General features: G+C 70.5%; 18 protein-coding genes. 10 read left to right on the top strand and 8 right to left on the bottom strand.

From position 1 onward, the window contains the following. Positions 1–114: 114 nt before the first annotated feature. The 4 genes from AC5WRL_RS17400 (at position 115) to AC5WRL_RS17415 (ending at position 4,269) form a co-directional block, all read left to right on the top strand. Positions 115–456 carry a histone-like nucleoid-structuring protein Lsr2 gene (locus tag AC5WRL_RS17400; RefSeq protein ID WP_496089458.1) on the top strand — a complete coding sequence of 114 codons (342 nt, stop codon included), beginning with the start codon at positions 115–117 and terminating at the stop codon, positions 454–456. Positions 457–1,065: 609 nt separating this feature from the next. Then, positions 1,066–3,594 carry an ATP-dependent Clp protease ATP-binding subunit gene (locus AC5WRL_RS17405; RefSeq protein WP_496089459.1) on the top strand — a complete coding sequence of 843 codons (2,529 nt, stop codon included), beginning with the start codon at positions 1,066–1,068 and terminating at the stop codon, positions 3,592–3,594. A gap of 152 nt (positions 3,595–3,746) precedes the next feature. After that, on the top strand, positions 3,747–3,998 hold the full coding sequence (locus AC5WRL_RS17410) for a type II toxin-antitoxin system Phd/YefM family antitoxin (protein ID WP_496089460.1): 252 nt from the start codon (positions 3,747–3,749) through the stop codon (positions 3,996–3,998). A 10-nt stretch (positions 3,999–4,008) separates the two neighbouring features. Continuing rightward, positions 4,009–4,269 carry a Txe/YoeB family addiction module toxin gene (locus tag AC5WRL_RS17415; protein WP_496089461.1) on the top strand — a complete coding sequence of 87 codons (261 nt, stop codon included), beginning with the start codon at positions 4,009–4,011 and terminating at the stop codon, positions 4,267–4,269. Between the two features lie 52 nt (positions 4,270–4,321). Here AC5WRL_RS17415 and AC5WRL_RS17420 read toward each other — a convergent pair whose 3' ends face one another. Continuing rightward, entirely contained in the window at positions 4,322–7,474 is a 3,153-nt protein-coding gene (locus tag AC5WRL_RS17420) for an NACHT domain-containing protein (RefSeq protein WP_496089462.1), read from the bottom strand. Between the two features lie 91 nt (positions 7,475–7,565). Between AC5WRL_RS17420 and AC5WRL_RS17425 the strand changes: the two genes are divergently transcribed. Beyond that, the gene (locus AC5WRL_RS17425) at positions 7,566–7,790 is read left to right on the top strand and encodes a hypothetical protein (RefSeq protein WP_496089463.1); all 225 of its coding nucleotides are present in this window, start codon (positions 7,566–7,568) and stop codon (positions 7,788–7,790) included. 46 nt (positions 7,791–7,836) lie between these two features. Beyond that, entirely contained in the window at positions 7,837–8,418 is a 582-nt protein-coding gene (locus AC5WRL_RS17430) for a DNA-3-methyladenine glycosylase I (RefSeq protein WP_496089464.1), read from the top strand. On the opposite strand, the gene AC5WRL_RS17435 is transcribed toward AC5WRL_RS17430, so the two are convergent. Then, entirely contained in the window at positions 8,409–8,630 is a 222-nt protein-coding gene (locus AC5WRL_RS17435; protein WP_496089465.1) for a DUF397 domain-containing protein, read from the bottom strand. The two genes, AC5WRL_RS17430 and AC5WRL_RS17435, sit on opposite strands and share 10 nt — an antisense overlap. A gap of 247 nt (positions 8,631–8,877) precedes the next feature. Between AC5WRL_RS17435 and AC5WRL_RS17440 the strand changes: the two genes are divergently transcribed. After that, positions 8,878–11,310, top strand: a complete 2,433-nt coding sequence (locus AC5WRL_RS17440) for a TPR repeat domain-containing protein (protein WP_496089466.1) — start codon at positions 8,878–8,880, stop codon at positions 11,308–11,310. A 45-nt stretch (positions 11,311–11,355) separates the two neighbouring features. Here the strand turns inward: AC5WRL_RS17440 and AC5WRL_RS17445 are convergent, their stop codons facing one another. Then, a complete protein-coding gene (locus AC5WRL_RS17445; protein ID WP_496089467.1) occupies positions 11,356–12,783 on the bottom strand; it encodes an amidase in 1,428 nt (475 codons plus the stop codon). Between the two features lie 118 nt (positions 12,784–12,901). On the opposite strand from AC5WRL_RS17445, the gene AC5WRL_RS17450 reads away from it, so the two are divergent. After that, the gene (locus tag AC5WRL_RS17450) at positions 12,902–13,444 is read left to right on the top strand and encodes a TetR/AcrR family transcriptional regulator (RefSeq protein WP_496089468.1); all 543 of its coding nucleotides are present in this window, start codon (positions 12,902–12,904) and stop codon (positions 13,442–13,444) included. Between the two features lie 17 nt (positions 13,445–13,461). On the opposite strand, the gene AC5WRL_RS17455 is transcribed toward AC5WRL_RS17450, so the two are convergent. The 3 genes from AC5WRL_RS17455 to AC5WRL_RS17465 are packed head-to-tail and all read right to left on the bottom strand — an operon-like array spanning position 13,462 to position 15,204. Further along, positions 13,462–14,337 (bottom strand): alpha/beta fold hydrolase, encoded by an 876-nt coding sequence (locus AC5WRL_RS17455; protein ID WP_496089469.1) that lies wholly within the window; start codon positions 14,335–14,337, stop codon positions 13,462–13,464. Next, positions 14,319–14,807, bottom strand: a complete 489-nt coding sequence (locus tag AC5WRL_RS17460) for a hypothetical protein (protein WP_496089470.1) — start codon at positions 14,805–14,807, stop codon at positions 14,319–14,321. Before AC5WRL_RS17460 ends, AC5WRL_RS17455 begins: the two co-directional genes overlap by 19 nt. 34 nt (positions 14,808–14,841) lie before the next feature. Beyond that, the gene (locus tag AC5WRL_RS17465; protein ID WP_496089471.1) at positions 14,842–15,204 is read right to left on the bottom strand and encodes a winged helix-turn-helix transcriptional regulator; all 363 of its coding nucleotides are present in this window, start codon (positions 15,202–15,204) and stop codon (positions 14,842–14,844) included. Positions 15,205–15,274: 70 nt separating this feature from the next. On the opposite strand from AC5WRL_RS17465, the gene AC5WRL_RS17470 reads away from it, so the two are divergent. Beyond that, entirely contained in the window at positions 15,275–15,949 is a 675-nt protein-coding gene (locus tag AC5WRL_RS17470; RefSeq protein WP_496089472.1) for an NADPH-dependent F420 reductase, read from the top strand. Here the strand turns inward: AC5WRL_RS17470 and AC5WRL_RS17475 are convergent. Further along, positions 15,925–16,836, bottom strand: a complete 912-nt coding sequence (locus AC5WRL_RS17475) for an HhH-GPD family protein (protein ID WP_496089473.1) — start codon at positions 16,834–16,836, stop codon at positions 15,925–15,927. The genes AC5WRL_RS17470 and AC5WRL_RS17475 overlap by 25 nt on opposite strands. 150 nt (positions 16,837–16,986) lie before the next feature. On the opposite strand from AC5WRL_RS17475, the gene AC5WRL_RS17480 reads away from it, so the two are divergent. Next, the gene (locus tag AC5WRL_RS17480; RefSeq protein ID WP_496089474.1) at positions 16,987–17,859 is read left to right on the top strand and encodes a hypothetical protein; all 873 of its coding nucleotides are present in this window, start codon (positions 16,987–16,989) and stop codon (positions 17,857–17,859) included. Positions 17,860–17,871: 12 nt separating this feature from the next. On the opposite strand, the gene disA is transcribed toward AC5WRL_RS17480, so the two are convergent. Further along, the gene (gene disA / locus AC5WRL_RS17485) at positions 17,872–19,029 is read right to left on the bottom strand and encodes a DNA integrity scanning diadenylate cyclase DisA (RefSeq protein ID WP_496089475.1); all 1,158 of its coding nucleotides are present in this window, start codon (positions 19,027–19,029) and stop codon (positions 17,872–17,874) included. Between the last annotated feature and the right edge of the window lie 14 nt (positions 19,030–19,043).

The raw sequence follows: 19,043 nt of genomic DNA on the forward strand, positions 1-19,043 counted from the left end.
TTATGGGGTTGCCGGGTAATCGAGACTTGGGGTTTGTGTTTTCCCGAGAATGGCGCTTTGATTACACCGCAAGTATGTATGGGTATTCGGCGACTATGAATGAGGAGCAGCCCGGTGGCACAGAAGGTTCAGGTCCTTCTCCTCGATGACCTCAGCGGCGGCGAGGCGGAGGAGACCGTAACGTTCGCCCTTGACGGCAAGACTTACGAGATCGACCTCAACTCCGAAAACGCGGACAAGCTGCGTGACGCTCTTGACCCCTACGTGAAGGCCGGCCGGCGTGCCGGGAGCGCCCGTGGCACCCGTGGCCGCGGCCGTACCGCCGCTCCGGCGGGCGTGGGCGGTCAGGACACCGCGAAAATCCGCGCGTGGGCGAAGGAAAACGGATTCGACGTGAATGACCGGGGCCGTGTTCCCGCCAACATTCGCGAGGCTTACGAGAAGGCCGGCGCCTGATTCTGCGGCCGGGCGCCGGGGCATGCCCCCGGTCGGCTGCGCTCAGTCGCCCCGCCGGGCAGGACGGCCCGGTGGACCAAGCGCTTCCCTGACCGGGGGGCCGACCACGGGTCGGCCCCCCGTTTGGCGCTCGCGCGGTGTCATGCCTTGAGTGGCCGCCCGCGGCGTGCGAAGGTTACGCACAGTCGGCGGCCGGGCGCGTACCGTACCCGCTTCGTACGCGTCCCCCGACCGGCCGGAACGCGGTCGAGGAATTATCGCGTTCGCCTGTAGCGGATGTCCGTTGCCCCGGCGGCATGGAGTGTCAGTCTTGACGGGTAGGAATCCCACATGGTTGCCCATGACTGAGGGGGCGATTTCCGTTGGTCCGGGTGTGTTGCCCGGCGGCGTTCGCCGTCGGCGTACTCATCCGAGGTGCAAGAGCTTGGCCAGCGGGAACATCGTCTCGCACCATCGGGTTGGAACTGATGTCGCCTGTTCGGGGCACCGGGGCCGGGGACAGGAGCAATCAGTCGGAATGAGCGGTCCCCCGTTGCGGGACTAAGCTGCGGAAGGACAGGGAGGGGACCGACCCCTTTACTGCCTGACCGCTCTGAGGAGCGATTAACGATGTTCGAGAGGTTCACCGACCGTGCGCGGCGGGTTGTCGTCCTGGCTCAGGAAGAAGCCCGGATGCTCAACCACAACTACATCGGCACCGAGCACATCCTCCTGGGCCTGATCCACGAGGGTGAGGGTGTCGCCGCTAAGGCCCTGGAGAGCCTCGGGATCTCTCTTGAGGCGGTCCGCCAGCAGGTGGAGGAGATCATCGGCCAGGGCCAGCAGGCGCCCTCCGGCCACATCCCCTTCACCCCCCGGGCGAAGAAGGTCCTGGAGCTGTCGCTCCGCGAGGCCCTTCAGCTCGGCCACAACTACATCGGCACCGAGCACATCCTGCTCGGCCTGATCCGCGAGGGCGAGGGCGTCGCCGCCCAGGTCCTGGTGAAGCTGGGCGCCGATCTCAACCGGGTGCGGCAGCAGGTCATCCAGCTGCTGTCGGGCTACTCGGGCGGCAAGGAGGCGGCCACCGCGGGCGCCGGACCCGCCGAGGGCACGCCCTCCACCTCCCTCGTCCTGGACCAGTTCGGCCGCAACCTCACGCAGGCCGCCCGGGAGACCAAGCTCGACCCCGTCATCGGGCGCGAGAAGGAAATCGAGCGGGTCATGCAGGTGCTGTCCCGCCGCACCAAGAACAACCCGGTCCTCATCGGCGAGCCCGGCGTCGGCAAGACCGCCGTCGTGGAGGGCCTGGCGCAGGCCATCGTCAAGGGCGAGGTGCCCGAGACCCTCAAGGACAAGCACCTCTACACCCTCGACCTGGGCGCGCTGGTCGCCGGCTCCCGCTACCGCGGTGACTTCGAGGAACGCCTGAAGAAGGTGCTCAAGGAGATCCGCACCCGCGGCGACATCATCCTGTTCATCGACGAGCTGCACACCCTGGTCGGCGCCGGTGCCGCCGAGGGCGCCATCGACGCGGCGAGCATCCTCAAGCCGATGCTGGCCCGCGGTGAGCTCCAGACCATCGGTGCGACCACCCTCGACGAGTACCGCAAGTACCTGGAGAAGGACGCGGCCCTTGAGCGCCGCTTCCAGCCCATCCAGGTCGCCGAGCCGTCCCTGCCGCACACCATCGAGATCCTCAAGGGCCTGCGCGACCGGTACGAGGCGCACCACCGCGTCTCCATCACCGACTCCGCGCTGGTGGCCGCGGCCCAGCTGGCCGACCGGTACATCTCGGACCGCTTCCTGCCCGACAAGGCGATCGACCTGATCGACGAGGCCGGGTCGAGGATGCGCATCCGCCGGATGACCGCGCCGCCGGACCTGCGGGAATTCGACGAGAAGATCGCGAATGTGCGCCGGGAGAAGGAGTCCGCGATCGATTCGCAGGACTTCGAGAAGGCCGCGTCGCTGCGCGACGACGAAAAGCAGCTGCTGACGGCGAAGGCGCAGCGCGAGAAGGAATGGAAGTCCGGCGACATGGATGTCGTCGCCGAGGTCGATGAAGAACTGATCGCCGAGGTGCTGGCGGCTTCCACCGGGATTCCGGTCTTCAAGCTGACCGAGGAGGAGTCCTCGCGGCTGCTGCGCATGGAGGACGAACTCCACAAGCGCGTCATCGGGCAGGAGGACGCCATCAAGGCGCTCTCCCAGGCCATTCGCCGTACCCGGGCCGGCCTGAAGGACCCGAAGCGCCCCGGCGGCTCGTTCATCTTCGCGGGCCCGTCCGGTGTCGGTAAGACGGAGCTGTCCAAGACGCTCGCCGAATTCCTGTTCGGTGACGAGGACGCGCTGATCGCTCTCGACATGTCGGAGTTCGGCGAGAAGCACACGGTCTCCCGGCTCTTCGGCTCGCCGCCCGGATATGTGGGCTACGAAGAGGGCGGCCAGCTGACCGAGAAGGTGCGGCGCAAGCCGTTCTCGGTGGTCCTTTTCGACGAGGTCGAGAAGGCGCACCCGGACATCTTCAACTCGCTGCTCCAGATCCTGGAAGACGGTCGGCTGACCGACTCCCAGGGGCGGGTCGTGGACTTCAAGAACACCGTCATCATCATGACCACCAACCTGGGGACGCGTGACATCTCCAAGGGCTTCAACATGGGATTCGCGGTGGCCGGCGATGTCGCCACCGGGTACGACCGGATGAAGGCCAAGGTCAATGACGAACTGAAGCAGCACTTCCGGCCGGAGTTCCTCAACCGTGTCGATGACACGGTGGTCTTCCACCAGCTGACGCAGGACGACATCATCCAGATCGTGGACCTGATGATCGACCAGGTGGATGAGCGGCTGAAGGACCGCGACATGGGCATCGAGCTGTCGACGGACGCCAAGCAGTTCCTGGCGAAGCGCGGCTACGACCCGGTCCTGGGCGCGCGTCCGCTGCGCCGGACGATCCAGCGCGACGTCGAGGACGTCCTGTCGGAGAAGATCCTCTTCGGCGAGCTGCGCCCCGGCCACATCGTGGTGGTGGACACCGAGGGCGAGGGGAACGAGAAGAAGTTCACCTTCCGCGGCGAGGAGAAGTCCTCCCTCCCGGACACCCCGCCGGTCGAACAGGCGGCGAAGGGCGGCCCGAACCTCTCCAAGGAGGCGTAAGGCTTTCCCGCCGGCACTGAGCCCGTAACGAGGCCCCCGCAACCCTGCTGATCAGGGTCGCGGGGGCCTCGGCGCTGTCTGTCCAGACAGAGAACTGGTCTGTCTGGACAGAGTGACGTACAGTTTTCTGTACGTGTGAAAGGAGGAGTGGTATGAGAACGATGTCCTACTCGGAGTCGCGGGCCAATTACGCCCAGACCCTGAACAGGGTCGTGGAGGACCGCGAGGAAGTGGTCGTGACACGGGCCGGCCACGAGTCCGTGGTGATCGTCGCCCTTGATGACTACGAGGCCCTGAAAGAGACCGCTCACCTGTTGCGGAGCCCCGAGAACGCGCGCCGGCTGCTCGCCTCGATCGACCGGCTGGAGCACGGTGGCGGGACTGTGCGGGATCTGGCTGAGTGACGGCGGCGAAGTGAAACTGGTCTGGGACGAGAGCGCCTGGGACGACTACGTCTGGTGGCAGGCGCAGGACCGCAAGGTCCTCAAGCGGATCAACACGCTGATCAAGGACATCGCCAGGAACGGCAACGAGGGCATCGGCAAGCCGGAGCCGCTCAAGCACGGCTTCCAGGGCTACTGGTCCCGCCGGATCACTGACGAGCACCGGCTCATCTACAAGATCGCCGACGAAGAGATCCGCATCGCGGCCTGCCGCTACCACTACGGTTCGTGACCCACGGTTCGGCCGGGCTCTCAGGCCCTCCCGGCCCTCCCGGCCCGGCCGGTCAGTAGCGGGAGGGGACCGGGGGGACCACGGTGACGTGAGACGCGAGCCGGTCAGTTCCGGTGAATCGGAGGGTGCCGAAGCCGAAAACGCGGTGCAGCCGGGGCAGGGCAGCGAGCGGAGCCAGATCCACCGAGCCAGTGGGGCTGCCGGCGAAGGCGAGATCCTCAAGCGCCGGGAAGCGTTCCGCGATGACGGGCACCTGCCGTTCCCCTTCGGAGAGTACCGCCGCGAGAAAGGTGACCTGAGGAAAGCACTCCCCGGACGCGAGCACATCGACAAGTCCCTCGGCGCTCAGCTGTAGATTCCTGAGCCGTGGCAACGCCGCCGCAGCCGCCCAACTGTCGGGTCCCACCTGAGCGTGCATGTTCTGCAGATGCAGCGTCGTCAGGGTCGGCCAGGTGCCGAGGCGGGTGAGATCGATGACACTCGACGGCAGGGTCAGGGTTTGGAACGCCGAGCGCGCCGGGAGCTGCGACAGATCATGGTCGATGATTCCCTCTCCCAACGACAGACGGGTGAGGTGCGGCAGCTCGCTCAGCCAGCCGAGTGCTTCGACGCGGCCTTCACCGTTGAGTGTCAAGCGGGTGATCGGCAGGCCGGCGAGAGGAGAGAGATCGGCCGAGGCATACGCGCCGTGCAGGACCAGCGAGGAGAGGGCAGGGAACCCGTGGAGAAAGCTGAGGTCGTGGAGGCGGTCGTTCAAACGCAGGACCATTTCGGTGACCGGTTTCCTGGACAGCGCCCGAGTGATCTCAGCGGCGGAGAAGTCACCACGGAGTGAGTAGCACGTGTGATCGGGAAGGCTGCCGAGGATCTCCAGCTGTCGCGCGGTACTCGCGGTGAGCCGGAAGCCCTGATCCGGGGTGAGCCGGGACAGTACCTCCTGTGCGTAGCGCTCCGTTTCGAAGGTACTCCACTCCGAGGCAAGCCAGCTCCGCACCGAGGTGGCGGGGTGGTCGGCGAACAGGGCGAGCAGAGGGATCGCGGCATCCGTGCCGACGCGCAGGGCGGTCGTGACCACGGAGTATGCCTGCTCGTTCGTCAGCCCCTCGGGACCCGGGAGCAGTTCCAGGACCACGGGGCCGACCGCTGCCAGCCGGTCGGACTCGGACCCGGTCCGAGGGGGGAGAAGCGCCGCCGATCGGCTCTCGACCTTTTCGCGGACGGTCGGGTCCAGTTGGGTGGCCTGTTCCAGGCAGGCCATGGCCAGCAGGTGCAGCCGGACGCGGTGGTCGTCGTCCTTGTCGCCGCGGTGGACCAGGTCCAGGAGGATGGTGGCGCGTTCGTCGGGGCGGGCGTGGGCCACGGCCATGCGGAGGACGTCTTCCCACTGGTCCAGGTGGGCGTTCCGTACCAGCATGCCGAAGTCGCGCTCCTCCACCGCCTCTCTGGCGCCCAGGTAGTCCTGGAAGGTGCGGTGGACGAAGTCGGTCGCGCCGGGGCCGGGTTCGCGCAGGAGGCCCGAGCGGTTCAGCAGGTGGCGGAAGATCTGGTCGGGGGTGCCCTGGTCCGCGACGTGGGGCATGGAGGGGAGCACCCGGGTGATCAGATCCAGTGCGAGGCCGCTGTCCAGTTCCGAGCGGCCGTTCTTGATCAGCCAGTAGGCGAGTTTCTGGAGCAGCAGGCCGGTGGATTCCGTGTCCAGTTCGATGGCGGTCCGGCCGATGCCGCGTTCGCGGTCGCGGCGTTCCAGCAGCATCAGCAGGGCCGCGTCGTACAGGCCCTTGCGGCCGTGCGGGAGGTAACCGCGCCGCTCGCGGTGCAGGGCGCAGATCAGGCCGCACATCAGGGGGTTGGTGGCGAGCCGGCCGAGGTCCCGCTTGGTGCGGATCGCCGTCAGCAGTCTCTTTTCGAGGGTGGGGTCGGCTCCCGCCGCCTTGTGCCAGCGGTGGACGAAGGCGGCGACGTCCTGCTGGCTCATCCGGGCCAGGGCGAGGTCGGTGAACCCCTCACCCGCCAGCCAGTCCTCGCGTACGGCGGAGGGGCGGGAGGTGACCAGCCACAGGTTGCCGGGGTAGGCGTCCAGCAGTTCGCGCAGCCAGCGCCGGGTGGGCTCGCGTTCCTCCTCCGGGATCTCGTCGATGCCGTCGATGAGCAGCAGCCCGCGCCCGGCGGTCAGTACGCGGTCGGTCCAGCCGGCCGGCTGGGCGGCGTGGAAGGAGCACCCGACGGCGGACAGAAAGGCGTCCGGGGAGGGGAGGTCCCGGCCGCCCCGGGTGAGAGTGCGCAGCGGCAGCACGAAGGGGATGCGGCCCAGGAGATGGTGCATGCCGTCCGCCGCCTCCTGGCGGGCGGTGGAGATGGCGAGCCACTGGACGAGGGTGGTCTTGCCTGAGCCGGCCTCGCCGCGCAGCAGCACCCGCTCGCGGCCGGACAGGGCCCGTTCGGCGGGCTGGGGCGGGTTCGGGGTGGGGACGGTCTCCGGTTCGCCGGGGATGTGGTGGGTCAGGGCCTCCGGTTCGGTGGTCCGGAGGCTGAGGTAAGCGGTGTCCAGCGGCCAGTTGCCGGTCTGGTAGAGGTCCAGGCCGTAGATGGTGAGCTTGTTGTGCTTCTTGATGATGTAGGCGGCGTAGCGCTCCTCGAACTCCGCGTCCTCCACCGACCGGACCGGGACGCGTTCCGCCAGCAGGTCGACGGTGCGGATCAGCCGGTCCAGGTCGTGGCTCTGTTGGACCAGGGTGCGGGCGACGAAGGTGGAGCGCTGGGTGAAGAAGTTCAGGATGTGGACGCAGGTGGTGCGCAGGAGTCCTTCGTAGTGGGCCTCGGCCGCCGTTGAAAGGTCGTGGGGATGGCTGATCCGGGCCGCCAGGCGTTCCGGGCCCAGCCGGACGGCCTGGACGTCGTCCATGTCCAGCCGGCCGAGGTCGGTGAGGGAACGGGTGAGGGCATCGGTCAGTTCCTCCTGTACATCGGTGGCGGGCGCCTCGTGCGGGCCCGCCGTTTTTGCCGCCCGGGTGACCAGCTCCCGGGTGAGCTTGCGTAATTCCCTCTCACCCAGGGTTCGGGTCTCGCCACGGAAGGACACCAGCGCGGAGATCCGTACCGGTCGGTCGGCCAGCCCGGCCCCGGGGCCGGGCTGGTGGAAGAGCTTCTTGATCAGTGGCGCGATGGCGCTCGATGCGAGCCGGAGCCCGCCCCCCGTCGGATCCATGGACAGGAGGGTAGGCGTTCGGTTCGCATCCCGGCAGAGGGAGTTTCATGATGGAAGGGAGGCTGTACGGCGGTACGAGGAGGTGAGCCCCATGGCTTCGCGGCACACGATGGTGGCCGAGTACGCCGAGCCCGGGGTCGTGAAGTGGTGGCACATGGTGCGTGAGGGGGACGGGAACGTCGCCATGTGCGGCAAGGAGATGGCGGAGGGCGCGGAGACGCTGTCCGACCGGGAGTGGGGGAACACGGTGGAGTGGTCCTGCCACACCTGTGGCGCGCTGTATCTGCGGGAGCTGCCCTACCGGGCGGCGGCCTGAGCCGGCCGGGGCGGGATTGTCAGTGCCCTGATGCACACTGTGGGGCATGAGCGACACAACGCGTGCGGTGGCCGGTCCGGATGGGCGGCTGCGCTGTCCCTGGGGGGTGGAGCCGGAGGACTACCGCGCGTATCACGACACCGAGTGGGGCCGGGAGGTCCGGGGGGACGACGAGCTGTTCGAGCGGCTGTCTCTGGAGGCGTTCCAGTCCGGGCTGTCCTGGCTGACGATCCTGCGCCGCCGGGAGGGCTTCCGCTCGGCGTTCGCCGGGTTCCGGATCGCTGAGGTCGCCGCGTACACCGAGGAGGACGCGGCGCGGCTGCTGGCCGACCCGGGGATCATCCGTAACAGCATGAAGATCGACGCCACGCTGCACAACGCGCGGGTGCTCGCGGGCTGGCGGAAGGGGGAGCTGACCGAGCTGATCTGGTCGTACGCTCCCGAGGCGCAGGGCCGCCCCGCGCCCGCCGGGCACGGTGACATACCGGCCACGACGGCCGAGTCGACGGCCCTGGCCAAGGACCTCAAGAAGCGTGGTGTCCGCTTTGTCGGGCCGACCACGGCGTACGCGCTGATGCAGGCGTGCGGCCTGGTCAATGACCACCTGGCGGACTGCGACTACCGCTGAGGCGGGTGCTGCCCCGTGGGGTGGAGGCAGCCGGTCTTGATGTGGGCCAGTAAGGCCCGGGTGGCCGCCGGGGAAGCGGTGAGGGTGATCGCCGGGGTGTCGCTTTCGCGGAGGCAGACCGCGGCGGTGGCGGTGGCGGTGGCCAGTTCGACGCAGGCTCCGTTGCCGCCGGAGCCGCTGAAGCTGGACTTCTGCCAGACCAGATGACGCATGGTTCCCTTCCTACAAGGCGTACAGCAGATGCTGAGGGGACGGATGGGGCCCAGAGGGGCCCCGAACGTCCTTTCCCCGCACGGCATTCCGCTTAACGCCCGGCCACGGTGGCGACACGCGACCGGGACTGTAGCGAAGCTGCGACGCCGGCCAGAGGGGTGCTTTGCCCGGCAGGGGCTACGGTGACTCGGTTGAAAGGGTTGCGCCTGTTCATCAGTGGGCGCCGCGTGTCATGGGGGTTCTGTCATGCCGGATCTGAGTTTCACCCGGGATGAGGTTGAGGAAAAGGCGGGCAAGAAGCCCTGGGGCCGGCAGGAGGAGTTCTCCGCCGAGATCGACCCCGAGGACATGGGCGACACCGCGGCCATCTACGCCCGCGCGGCGGGCGAAGCGGCCAACGCCGGTGAGCTGGCCGACCGCGCCACCGCCATCTCCGCCGACGCGGGCGCCCTGGACGGGGCGACCCTCGTGGACGGCGAGGGCCGGATTGACGAGACGTCCCGTGGCCTCCAGGGCAACGGCGAGGGCATGGACGAGGTGGTGCGCTACGTCGTCCGGGCCATGAACACCGCCCTCGACTCCGAGGAGGAGGTCCGCGACCTGGTCGAGGGCACCGGCGGACTCGACGAGAAGTACATCGAGTACCTCAACGCGGCCGTGACCGAGTGGAACGGCTGGCAGAGCGCGCTGGAGGCGGCCGTGCCCACCGTCGCCCCCCTGAGCCCTCAGTCGATCACCATCGGCTACGGCGGCGAGTACCGGATCATTACCCCCTCCCTGGGCCTGGGCAACCAGACCGTGTACGCGCTGCCCGCCGGTCATGACGCCGGTATCCGCGCCAAGTACCTGGCCAAGGCCGCCGACGACGCCTCCAACACCTTCACCGAGATCGAGGAGGCGATCGAGGCGTACCGGGGAAAGCTCGCCGAGTGCGGGCTCGAACTCCAGCGGCTCGGCGTCGACCTCTCCGGGCCGCTGGGCTTGTGGACCACCGACGAGATGGCCGACTACTCCGCCCAGAAGCTGACGGAGGAGCTGGCGAAGGAGAACCCGGACCCCCAGGTGATAGCCCTGTACACCCAGGGTGTCGAGGGCATCACCGACGCGCTGTACGGCAACAATCTCAACCCCGGTGAGCCGACCCGTCCCCTCACCGACGCCGAACTCGCCTACCTGAAGAAGTTCTACGCCGGTCTCGACGCCGACACCCTGTCCGCCCTGGGGAGCATGGAAGGCGGCTGGAACGAGTCCAAGGTGACGGTCGCCAACGGCCTCAACATGCTGCTGAACCCGGACATCGGCGGCATCGACCCGGCGACGGAAGCCGGCCGCGCGGCCATCCCCGATTCCATCAAGCCCTTCGTGTACGACTACCGGGACGGCGACCTCTTCACCGAGGACCTGCGGGCCGGCGATGCGTGGTCCGATGAACTGAAGCGGTTCAACGGCTTCGGCGAACTCATGGGACACGCGACCGTGGGCTCGGGCGACCAGTTCAGCAACGACCTGGCACACGCCGCCGTCGACATCCAGCACCGCACCTCGCTCCAGTACGACCTGCTGCCCCACGGGGACGAGCGCACCGCGAACACCGGAAGTACCGCTCTGCTCAAGTCCGTGGCCCTGAACAGCGAGGCATCGGCGGAACTGCTCAACGACGAGGACTTCAGCAGAAGGCTGCTGCTCGCGCAGTGGGAGGACAGCTCGGGGCCCGGCGAACTGATCCGCAGCGGCACCACCATCCCGGCGGGTGTCGGCCGCGACAGCGCCGAGGCCCAGCCGTACCTCGACGCGGCGCACCACATCCTCACCTATGCCGGCGATAACCCAGACATAGCCCTCGGCAAGCTCAACTCCGGTATGAACTACGGGGGTTACTCCGACCGTCTCGGCATCGAGAGCGCCCTGACCGACGCCGCGCTGATGCACATGGGCGACATCGCGGGTATCAGCGACAACGAGGACAGGTACTTCGCCGCGCAGGACCGGTACAACGTGTTCGGCCTGATGGCGATGACCGACCCCAGCGTCAATGAGGGCTTCAAGGCCGGGATCAACCAGATGCAGTACTCCATGGCGTACGACTACTACACCGACGCGGAAGGGGCGGACACCAAGACCAACACGTTCGAGCGCATCGGTCATCTGACCTCCCTGGTCAACTGGGGCGAGCACCAAGCCATCCAGCAGGCCAGCGGCGACGACGAGAAAGTGCTGGCCAGAAACCTCGCCAACGCGACGATCGGCGGCGTCCTGTGGGCGGCCAGCGTGCCCTCCGGGCCCACCCAGCTGCCGCTCGGCATGGCCGCGGCCGGCTACGCGGCCATCATGCCGCTCATGCCCACCTACTCGCCGCAGGCGCCCGGCCTGCACGGGGACTACGAGTCCGAGCAGGGCTATCTCAACCAGCAGATGACGGCTCGCAACATCGCCAACGCGGCGGTGGATGCCCAGAACTCGGGCGGGATGCGAGCCGACCGCGCGGTTGGCTCGGGCACCGACTACACCGTTCCCGCGATGAATTGGGAGCTGTTCGACAAGAGCGGTCCCCTTCCGGACGCGAAGCTCAACACGCTCGGTGAGAATCTCGGGATCGTCGAGGACTGGCGCGAGGCAGGGGTGGACCCCAGGCGTTACGTGCCTGCCTACAACCCGCAGGACAGCCGCAGCAAGGGGTGACCGAGGGCGGCGGTCACCGACGCCGGCTGACACCCCCCACCGGGGTCAGGCCATGACCGGTGTCAGCCGGCCGGTGCCCGCCTCGACGACGCTCGCCGCCGTCAGGCACAGGTCCTCGCGGTAGGCGGCGCCGATCAGCTGCACGCCGCAGGGCAGTCCGTCGCTCGTCCCGGTGGGTACGGCCACCGCCGGTACGCCGACCAGGCTGCTCGCCGTGCACAGGCGCATGGCCTCGGTCACCCGGCGGTGGCCCTCGGGGCCGCCGGACTCCAGGCCGGGCTCCACCGGGGGCTCAGTGAACACCGGGCCGAGCAGCAGCGGGTACCGGTCCAGGAACCGCGCCCAGTCGCGCTGGACGCTCAGCCGGGTGGCGGTGGCCCGCACATAGCCCGCCAGGTCGTCGCCGGTCCCGGCGGCCCGGTCGAGCGACATCTCGATGTAGGCGCGGCTGCCCGCCGGCAGGATCTGCCGGATCCGGGGCCAGGCCAGCCGGAACTCGGTCATCACCAGGGTCCGGTACGTCTCCAGGGCGTCCGCCAGGCGCGGTACGTCCGGCACTTCCTCGACCCGGTGGCCGGCGTTCGCCAGCCGGTCGGCGGCTGCCCGGACGGCGGCCCGAACGTGTGGGTGTACGCCCTGGCCGCCCGGATCGGTCACCACCGCGACCCGCACGGGCGGCGCGTCCGGCCCGTACAGCGGCACCGGCACCGCGCGCGGGTCGCGGGGGTCCGGGCCGGCCAGCGCCTCGTACGCCAGCCGCAGGTCGCCGACCGTACGGGCCAGTGGGCCGTCCACCGGCAGCAGTTGGGAGGCCAGCGTCGGGTCGTCGGCACCGATCCGGTGATCGGCGGGGAAGCGTCCGTACGTCGGCTTGAGGGCGGCGACCCCGCAGAACGCGGCCGGGATCCGGACCGAGCCGCCCGAGTCGTTGCCCAGGCCGAGGGCGGCCAGGCCGGCCGCCACGGCGGCGCCGTCGCCGCCGCTGGAGCCGCCGGGGGTGCGGGTGTGGTCCCAGGGGTTGCGGGTGTCGCCGAAGAGTTCGCTGCGCGCGTGCATGCCGCCGATGGTCAGGTCGGGCATGTTGCTGTGGCCGATGGGGATGGCGCCGGCGGCGCGCAGCCGGGCCACCGGCGGGGCGTCGGCCGGGGCGGTGAGGTCCTTGAGCCGGGCGATGCCGTGGGTGGTCGGGACGCCGCCGATGGCGATGTTCTCCTTCACGGTGAACGGCACCCCGGCGAGCGGGCCGAGCCGCTCGCCGGCCGCGCGCCGGCGGTCGAGATCGCGGGCCTGCGCCCGGGCCCGGTCGGCGAGGAGCTGGGTGATGGCGTTGATCTCCGGGTTGGCCTCGGCGATCCGGTCCAGCTGGCTGTCGATGACGTCGGCCGCGCTGATCTCGCCGCGCGAGACGGCCCGGCCGAGGTCGGTGGCCGTTCTGGCCCACAGGGGAGTGGTGTCGGTGGTGTCGGTCCGCATGGCTGCTGCCCTTCCCTCGCTGTCCGCGTGTTCCGATGCGCTTGTATCGGTTCCCGGGATGATCGTACGCTTCGTTGTGATGCGTACGCATCGGAATATGGGAGGAGGCGGGCAGCGGATGCCGCGACAGGTGGATCACGACAGCAGACGCCGGCGGATCGCCGACGCCGTCTGCGCGCTCGCGGACCGGGACGGACTGGCGGCGGTCACCCTGCGCGATGTCGCCGAGGAGGCCGGCGTCTCGATGGGGGCCGTGCAGCGGTGTTTCCGCACCAAGGACGAGATGCTGATCTTCGCCCTCGGCCATGTCGGCGAGCTGGTCTCGGCGCGGGTACGGGCGGCCGGCGGCGGGCTAGCGGGGGCGGCCGCCGAGATCGCCCTGCTGGACGACGCGTACCGCGCCCAGGCCCGGGTCTGGCTCGCCTTCCTCGCCCGCGCCGCCGTCAGCCCGCCACTGGCCGGTGTCCTGCGCGAACACTACGCGCGGGCCCATGAGCTGCTGACCCGGCTCATCGGCCCGCACCCGGACGCGGCGGACCGCGCCCATGCCCTGCTGGCCCTCGCCGACGGCCTGACCAGCCACGTCCTGATCGGCCACCTCACCCCCGAGGCGGCCCGGGCCATCCTGGACGCCCAGCTGACGGCACCCCCGACCCCCTGACCGGACAGCGGCGGGACTCAGGCAGGCTCACCGGACGGCGCACGCTGCGCCCGGAACCCCAGTACGGCCCGCGCGACCTGCTCGGGCAACTCGGCGACCATGTTGTGGCTGCCCGCGAGTTCGAGCACGCGAAGGTGCGGCCGATCGGCGGCGAGGGGCAGCACGTCGCGGCGGATCCCCGCGCGCAGCGCCGGCATGAGATCACCTGTGCGGCCCGGCAGGCCGGGAAGGTTCTCCGTGGCCAGGACGAACAGGGCGGGGCAGCGGAGGTCCGCAACCGCCGCGACGCTGTCCCGGAAGTACGGGTCGTACCTGATCTGCTGGGCCAGCGCGGCGTCCGGCCGTACGTAGACGCCCTCGGCGGTGGAGCGCAGCACCCGTTCGGGAAGCATCGCGGCGTGGGCCTCGGGCAGCGGCCGGGCCATCATCTCGGCCTGGGCGTCGAAGACGGTCTTCAGCTCGGTCAGCAGCGCGGTCAGCTCGTCGTGCCCGATGCCCGCGTAGTGCCGCGGCGCCGTCTCGGCCGAGCGCAGGCCGTCGAGGTTGACGATCCCGGGGCCGTCCGGGTGGCGCAGCCCCCATCGCACCGCGACCATGCCGCCGAGCGAGTGGCCGACGACCACGGGAGCGTCCAGGCCCACATGGTCGATGACCGCCTGCACATCGTCCAGGACCGCCTCCCACTCCCACGGCCCGTCGCCGGACCGCCCGTGGCCGCGCAGGTCCATGGAGACGACCCGGTGCGCGCCGGTCAGCAGCGGTGCGACCGGGTCCCAGTGCAGGAGGGTGCCGCCCAGGCCGTGGAGGAGCAGTACGGGAGATCCATCGCCGCCGTGGTCGCGGACGGCCAGCCGTACCGGACGGTCTTCGACGGTCACTTCTTCTGGTGCCACGGGGCGCTCTCCTGGGGTCGGTTGAGCCGGTCGCGGATGGAGGACGTGGTGACGCCGCCGGTGGGATCCTTTTCGAGCTTGCCGCGCTTGACCAGGTCGTGGACGCCCTGCCGGGTGATGCCGAGCATCGCCCCCGCCGTGGCGTACGACACGACCGCCGCCGCGGGGTGGCCGGCGGTGCGGGCCACAGCCCGTCCCAGCGCGGTACGCCACCACGGGGCGGGCGGGTCGAAGGGCGCGTCGCCGGGGAACAGCACCCCGATGAGCCGAGCCGCGGTCAGCGTGGCCCGCTCCCGGTCGGGGCCGAGCAACTGGGCGGCCCAGACCTCGGCTTCCACCCGCAGCCGTGCCCTGATCGGCCCGAGAAGCTCGTCGGAGGCCAGCAGGATCTCCAGTGGGTCGAGAATCCGGGTCTCCAGCACCAGGACCAGCTCGGTCACCAGCTCGATATGGTCGTCCGTGGTCGTCACTTGACGAACGATAGCAAGTACTTGCCGCAGTTCGTCAAGTAGTGCTGCCGGGGCGGCCCGCGTTCCGGTCCTGGGCCGCGACGACCTCGTCCGCGTAGTCGGCCGCCCACGTCCCGAAGCCCTCGATCGGGGCGAGCAGGGTGCGGCCCAGCGCCGTCAGCTCGTACTCCACCCTCGGCGGGGCCTCCCGGTAGCCGCGCCGGGTCACCAGGCCGCTGCCCTCCAGCCGGCGCAGCGTCTGCGTCAGCACCTTCTTGCTGATGCCGCCGATCCGGCGGCGCAGGTCGTGCGGGCGGACCGGGCCGTGCCGCAGCGACCAGATGACCACCGGGTTCCAGGTGTGGGCCAGCAGGTCGAAGGCCACCCGCGTCCGGCAGTCGGCGAGGAAGTCGGGCACCGGATGGTTCCTTTCGGCGGATCTACCGTTCCTTTCAGCGTGCCAGAGGGCGCGGCGAAGGAGATGTGTGATGCGGATCGGGATTCTCGGCGCCGGGAACATGGCGGACGCCCTCGGCACCCAGTGGACAGCGGCCGGGCACGAGGTGATGGTGAGCGGGCGCGATCCGGCGAAGGCCCGGGCGCTGGCCGGACGGATCGGGCCAGGGGCGTACGCCGGGAGCTGGGCGGAGGCCGCCGGGTACGGGGATGTGGTGCTGCTGGCGGTACGGGATCACGCCGTCTTCGAGGTGCTGGACCGGGCGGGTGAGCTGGCCGGGAAGACGCTGATCGACTGCGTCAACTCCGTGCGGCCGGGGCGGTTCACCCTCGGCACGGCGGGAGGCCCCGGCATCGCCGAGCGGATCGCCCGCGCGGTGCCGGGCGCGCGCGTGGTCAAGGCGTTCAACCTCTGTCATGTGGACGTGTGGCGGATGCGGCCCCCCGCCTTCGACGGTGTGCCGCTCGGGGTGCCGGTGTGCGGGGACGACCCGGCGGCGCTGGCGCTCGTACGGTCCCTGGTCGCCGACCTCGGCGCCCGGCCGGTGGACGGTGGCGGGCTGGAGCGCGCGGCGCTGCTGGAGGCCACCGCCGCGTTCGTGATCGGGGTGTGGGCCGGCGGGGCCGATGTGCGGGGGATGTTCCCGCCCTTCGACCCCGGTCAACTCGGTGAAGGAGAAGGTCAGTCGGTGCCCGGCAGCCGGTAGCGGCCGTCTGGGAGGCGTTCCACCAGGCCATCGGTGAGCAGCCCGGTCAGGGCGCGGGCGCGCTGCTCCGGGTCGTGCCACACCGCGTCCAGCGCGGCCCGGTCCACCGGGCGGGGCGACTCCCGCAGTACGGCCAGCAGCTTGCCGCGTACCTGACGGTCCGTACCCGCGTAGGTCTGGCCCCGGCGCGGTGGGCCCTCGTGGGCGGGGGAGCCCGCTCGGCGCCAGGCGCACTGGTCGGCGATCGGGCAGGGCCCGCACGACGGCGCGCGCGCCGTGCACAACAGCGCGCCCAGCTCCATCGTGGCCGCCGCCCAGCGCGAGGCCGTGCTGTCCTCCTCGGGCAGCAGCAGCCTGGCCAGCTTGCGTTCGGCGGCCGTAGTGGCGTTCGGCGGGTACTGGGTGCCGGTGACCGCGCGGGCGAACACCCGGCGGACATTGGTGTCCAGCACCGCGTGCCGCTGCCCGTACGCGAACGAGGCGACGGCCGCCGCCGTGTACTCCCCGACACCGGGCAGCGCCAGCAACTGGTGGTGGTCCTTGGGGACATCCCCGCCGTGCCGTTCCGCTATGGCGGCTGCCGCGCCGTGCAGCCGCAGCGCGCGGCGGGGGTATCCCAGGCGGCCCCAGGCCCGTACCGCCTCACCGGCGGCCTCGGCGGCCAGGTCGGCGGGGCGCGGCCAGCGTTTGAGCCACTCCTCATAGACCGGCAGCACCCGGTTGACCGGGGTCTGTTGCAGCATGAACTCGCTGACCATGACCCCCCACGCCCCCGCTTCGGGACGGCGCCAGGGCAGGTCGCGGGCATGCTGGTCGAACCAGTCGATGACGGGGGAGTGGAGGGCGGTGGGTTCGGCTTCTCGCGTCGGCGTGGTCGTCGCAGTCATGGCCCACTGATCCTGGCATGTCCGGGGCACGAGGCCCAAGTGACCCCGCCGGTTTGCCACCCTGCGGGCTAACCGGTCGATATCCAATGGTGCCCTGGCCTAAGCCGGGTGAGGCGACGGAGCGGTGCCGCCGTCTCGTAAGGTTTCCGCGTGGGATCTCTGCGAACGCCTGTCGGTCCACTGCCCTCCTCCATCTACTGGCGGCGGAGGGCCGTTGTGCTGCTGGTGATCGCGCTGGTGGCGGTGCTCGTCTTCTGGGCCACCCGCCCGGGCGGCGGCGGCACGCAGAACACCGGGGGCACGGACGACGGGTCGGGCCCGGTGCAGTCCATCACCCCGGGGCCCACAGCCGGTGAATCCCTCATCGACGAACGCCCCGGCGGCCGGGAGGACGCCGAGGACGGGGACGGGGACGGTGCCGGGGACGGTGAGGCCGGCGCGGAAGGCGGCGGCGACACGGGCGATGGTGCCGGCGGTGACGACGACGGTGCGGGTACGGGCGACGGGGACGCCGATGCCGGCGGCGGCGAGGCATCCGGCGGCGCCGACCAGGCCGGCGGCAGCACCGGTGCCGGCGGTGGCGCCGGCAGTGGCGGTGGCGGTACGAGCGGGGCCGGGCTGCCCGGCTGCGGCACCGGGGCGGTGACGCTCTCGCTGCGCAGCGCCGAGAACGCCTACCCGCCCGGCGAGAAGCCCGAACTCCGGCTCAGCGCCCAGAACTCCTCCGGCGACGCCTGCGCCCTGGACTTCGGCCACGGCTCCCTCACCCTCACCGTCGCCGACAGCGAGGACGAAGAGGTGTGGTCCTCGGCCACCTGCCCCACCGGCAAGAGCCGCCAGCTGGTGGCCGTCCCGGCCGGCGACAGCGCCACCCACACCGTGCTGTGGGACCGCCGCCACGACGCCGAGGACTGCGACAGCGGCCGGGCGGGACCGCCCGCCGCCGCCGGAACGTACGTCGCCGAGGCCCGGCTCGACGGCTTCCCCGCCGTCAAGACATCCTTCCGGCTGAACCGCGACTGACCCGCTGCGTACCTACACGTACCGTTCCAGGATCGAGGACTCCGCCAGCCGGGACAGGCCCTCGCGCACCGAACGCGCCCGGGTCTCCCCGACCCCGTCCACCGCCTGAAGATCGTCCACGCTCGCCGCCAGCAGCTTCTGCAACCCGCCAAAGTGGTCCACCAGCCGGTCGATGACCAGACCCGGCAGCCGGGGCACCTTCGCCAGCAGCCGGAAACCGCGCGGCGACACCGCCCCGTCCAGCGCCTCCGGCGAGGCACCATGGCCCAGCGCCCGCGCCACGATCGGCAGTTCCAGCAACTCGGCGTGGGTCAGCGCGTCCAGCTCGCCCAGCGCCGTGCTCACCCGGCGCGACCGCTTGCCGCCCGGCCCCGCCTCCGCGCCCTGCGCCGACTCCGGCAGATAGTCCCGCACGATCAGCTGCCGCTCCGGCTCCACGCCCGCGATCAGCTCATCCAGCTGGAGCGACAGCAGCCGCCCGTCCGTGCCCAGCTCCACCACGTACTCGGCGATCTCGGCCGCGATCCGGCGCACCATCTCCAGACGCTGCGCCACCGCCGCCACATCGCGGACCGTGACCAGGTCCTCGATCTCCAGCGCCGACAGCGTGCCCGCCACCTCGTCGAAACGCAGCTTGTACCGCTCCAGAGTGGCCAGCGCCTGATTGGCCCGGGACAGGATCGCCCCCGAGTCCTCCAGCACCCGCCGCTGCCCGTCCACGTACAGGGCGATCAGCCGCATCGACTGGCTGACCGACACCACCGGGAAGCCGGTCTGGATGGAGACCCGCTGCGCCGTACGGTGCCGGGTGCCGGTCTCCTCGGTCGGGATGGCCGCGTCCGGGACCAGCTGCACCCCCGCCCGGACGATCTTGGTGATGTCGCGGTCCACGATCAGCGCGCCGTCCAGCTTGCACAGCTCGCGCAGCCGGGTCGCGGTGAACTCCACGTCCAGCACGAAACCGCCGGTGCACAGGGATTCGACGGTACGGTCCACGCCGAGGACGATCAGGCCGCCCGTGTTGCCCCGCAGGATGCGCTCCAGGCCGTCCCGCAGCTGGGTACCCGGGGCCACCGCGCTCAGCGTGGCGCGCAGCAGTACGTCCGCTCCGGAACCTCCCCCGGCACCCCCGGCCCTGCCGGGACCCGCCGGCCGGTCGCTGGCTGCCATCTCTTCCTCCGGTG

The organism is Streptomyces sp. NTD107, from assembly GCF_059510435.1.

Bases quoted from the DNA above. Each gene is read 5' to 3' on its own strand.
- AC5WRL_RS17430 (WP_496089464.1), top strand. From the start codon at position 7,837: ATGAGCGACACAACGCGTGCGGTGGCCGGTCCGGATGGGCGGCTGCGC.
- AC5WRL_RS17420 (WP_496089462.1), bottom strand. From the start codon at position 7,474: ATGGATCCGACGGGGGGCGGGCTCCGGCTCGCATCGAGCGCCATCGCG.
- AC5WRL_RS17435 (WP_496089465.1), bottom strand. From the start codon at position 8,630: ATGCGTCATCTGGTCTGGCAGAAGTCCAGCTTCAGCGGCTCCGGCGGC.
- AC5WRL_RS17475 (WP_496089473.1), bottom strand. From the start codon at position 16,836: ATGACTGCGACGACCACGCCGACGCGAGAAGCCGAACCCACCGCCCTC.
- AC5WRL_RS17405 (WP_496089459.1), top strand. From the start codon at position 1,066: ATGTTCGAGAGGTTCACCGACCGTGCGCGGCGGGTTGTCGTCCTGGCT.
- AC5WRL_RS17450 (WP_496089468.1), top strand. From the start codon at position 12,902: ATGCCGCGACAGGTGGATCACGACAGCAGACGCCGGCGGATCGCCGAC.
- AC5WRL_RS17470 (WP_496089472.1), top strand. From the start codon at position 15,275: ATGCGGATCGGGATTCTCGGCGCCGGGAACATGGCGGACGCCCTCGGC.
- disA (WP_496089475.1), bottom strand. From the start codon at position 19,029: ATGGCAGCCAGCGACCGGCCGGCGGGTCCCGGCAGGGCCGGGGGTGCC.
- AC5WRL_RS17410 (WP_496089460.1), top strand. From the start codon at position 3,747: ATGAGAACGATGTCCTACTCGGAGTCGCGGGCCAATTACGCCCAGACC.
- AC5WRL_RS17425 (WP_496089463.1), top strand. From the start codon at position 7,566: ATGGCTTCGCGGCACACGATGGTGGCCGAGTACGCCGAGCCCGGGGTC.
- AC5WRL_RS17440 (WP_496089466.1), top strand. From the start codon at position 8,878: ATGCCGGATCTGAGTTTCACCCGGGATGAGGTTGAGGAAAAGGCGGGC.
- AC5WRL_RS17445 (WP_496089467.1), bottom strand. From the start codon at position 12,783: ATGCGGACCGACACCACCGACACCACTCCCCTGTGGGCCAGAACGGCC.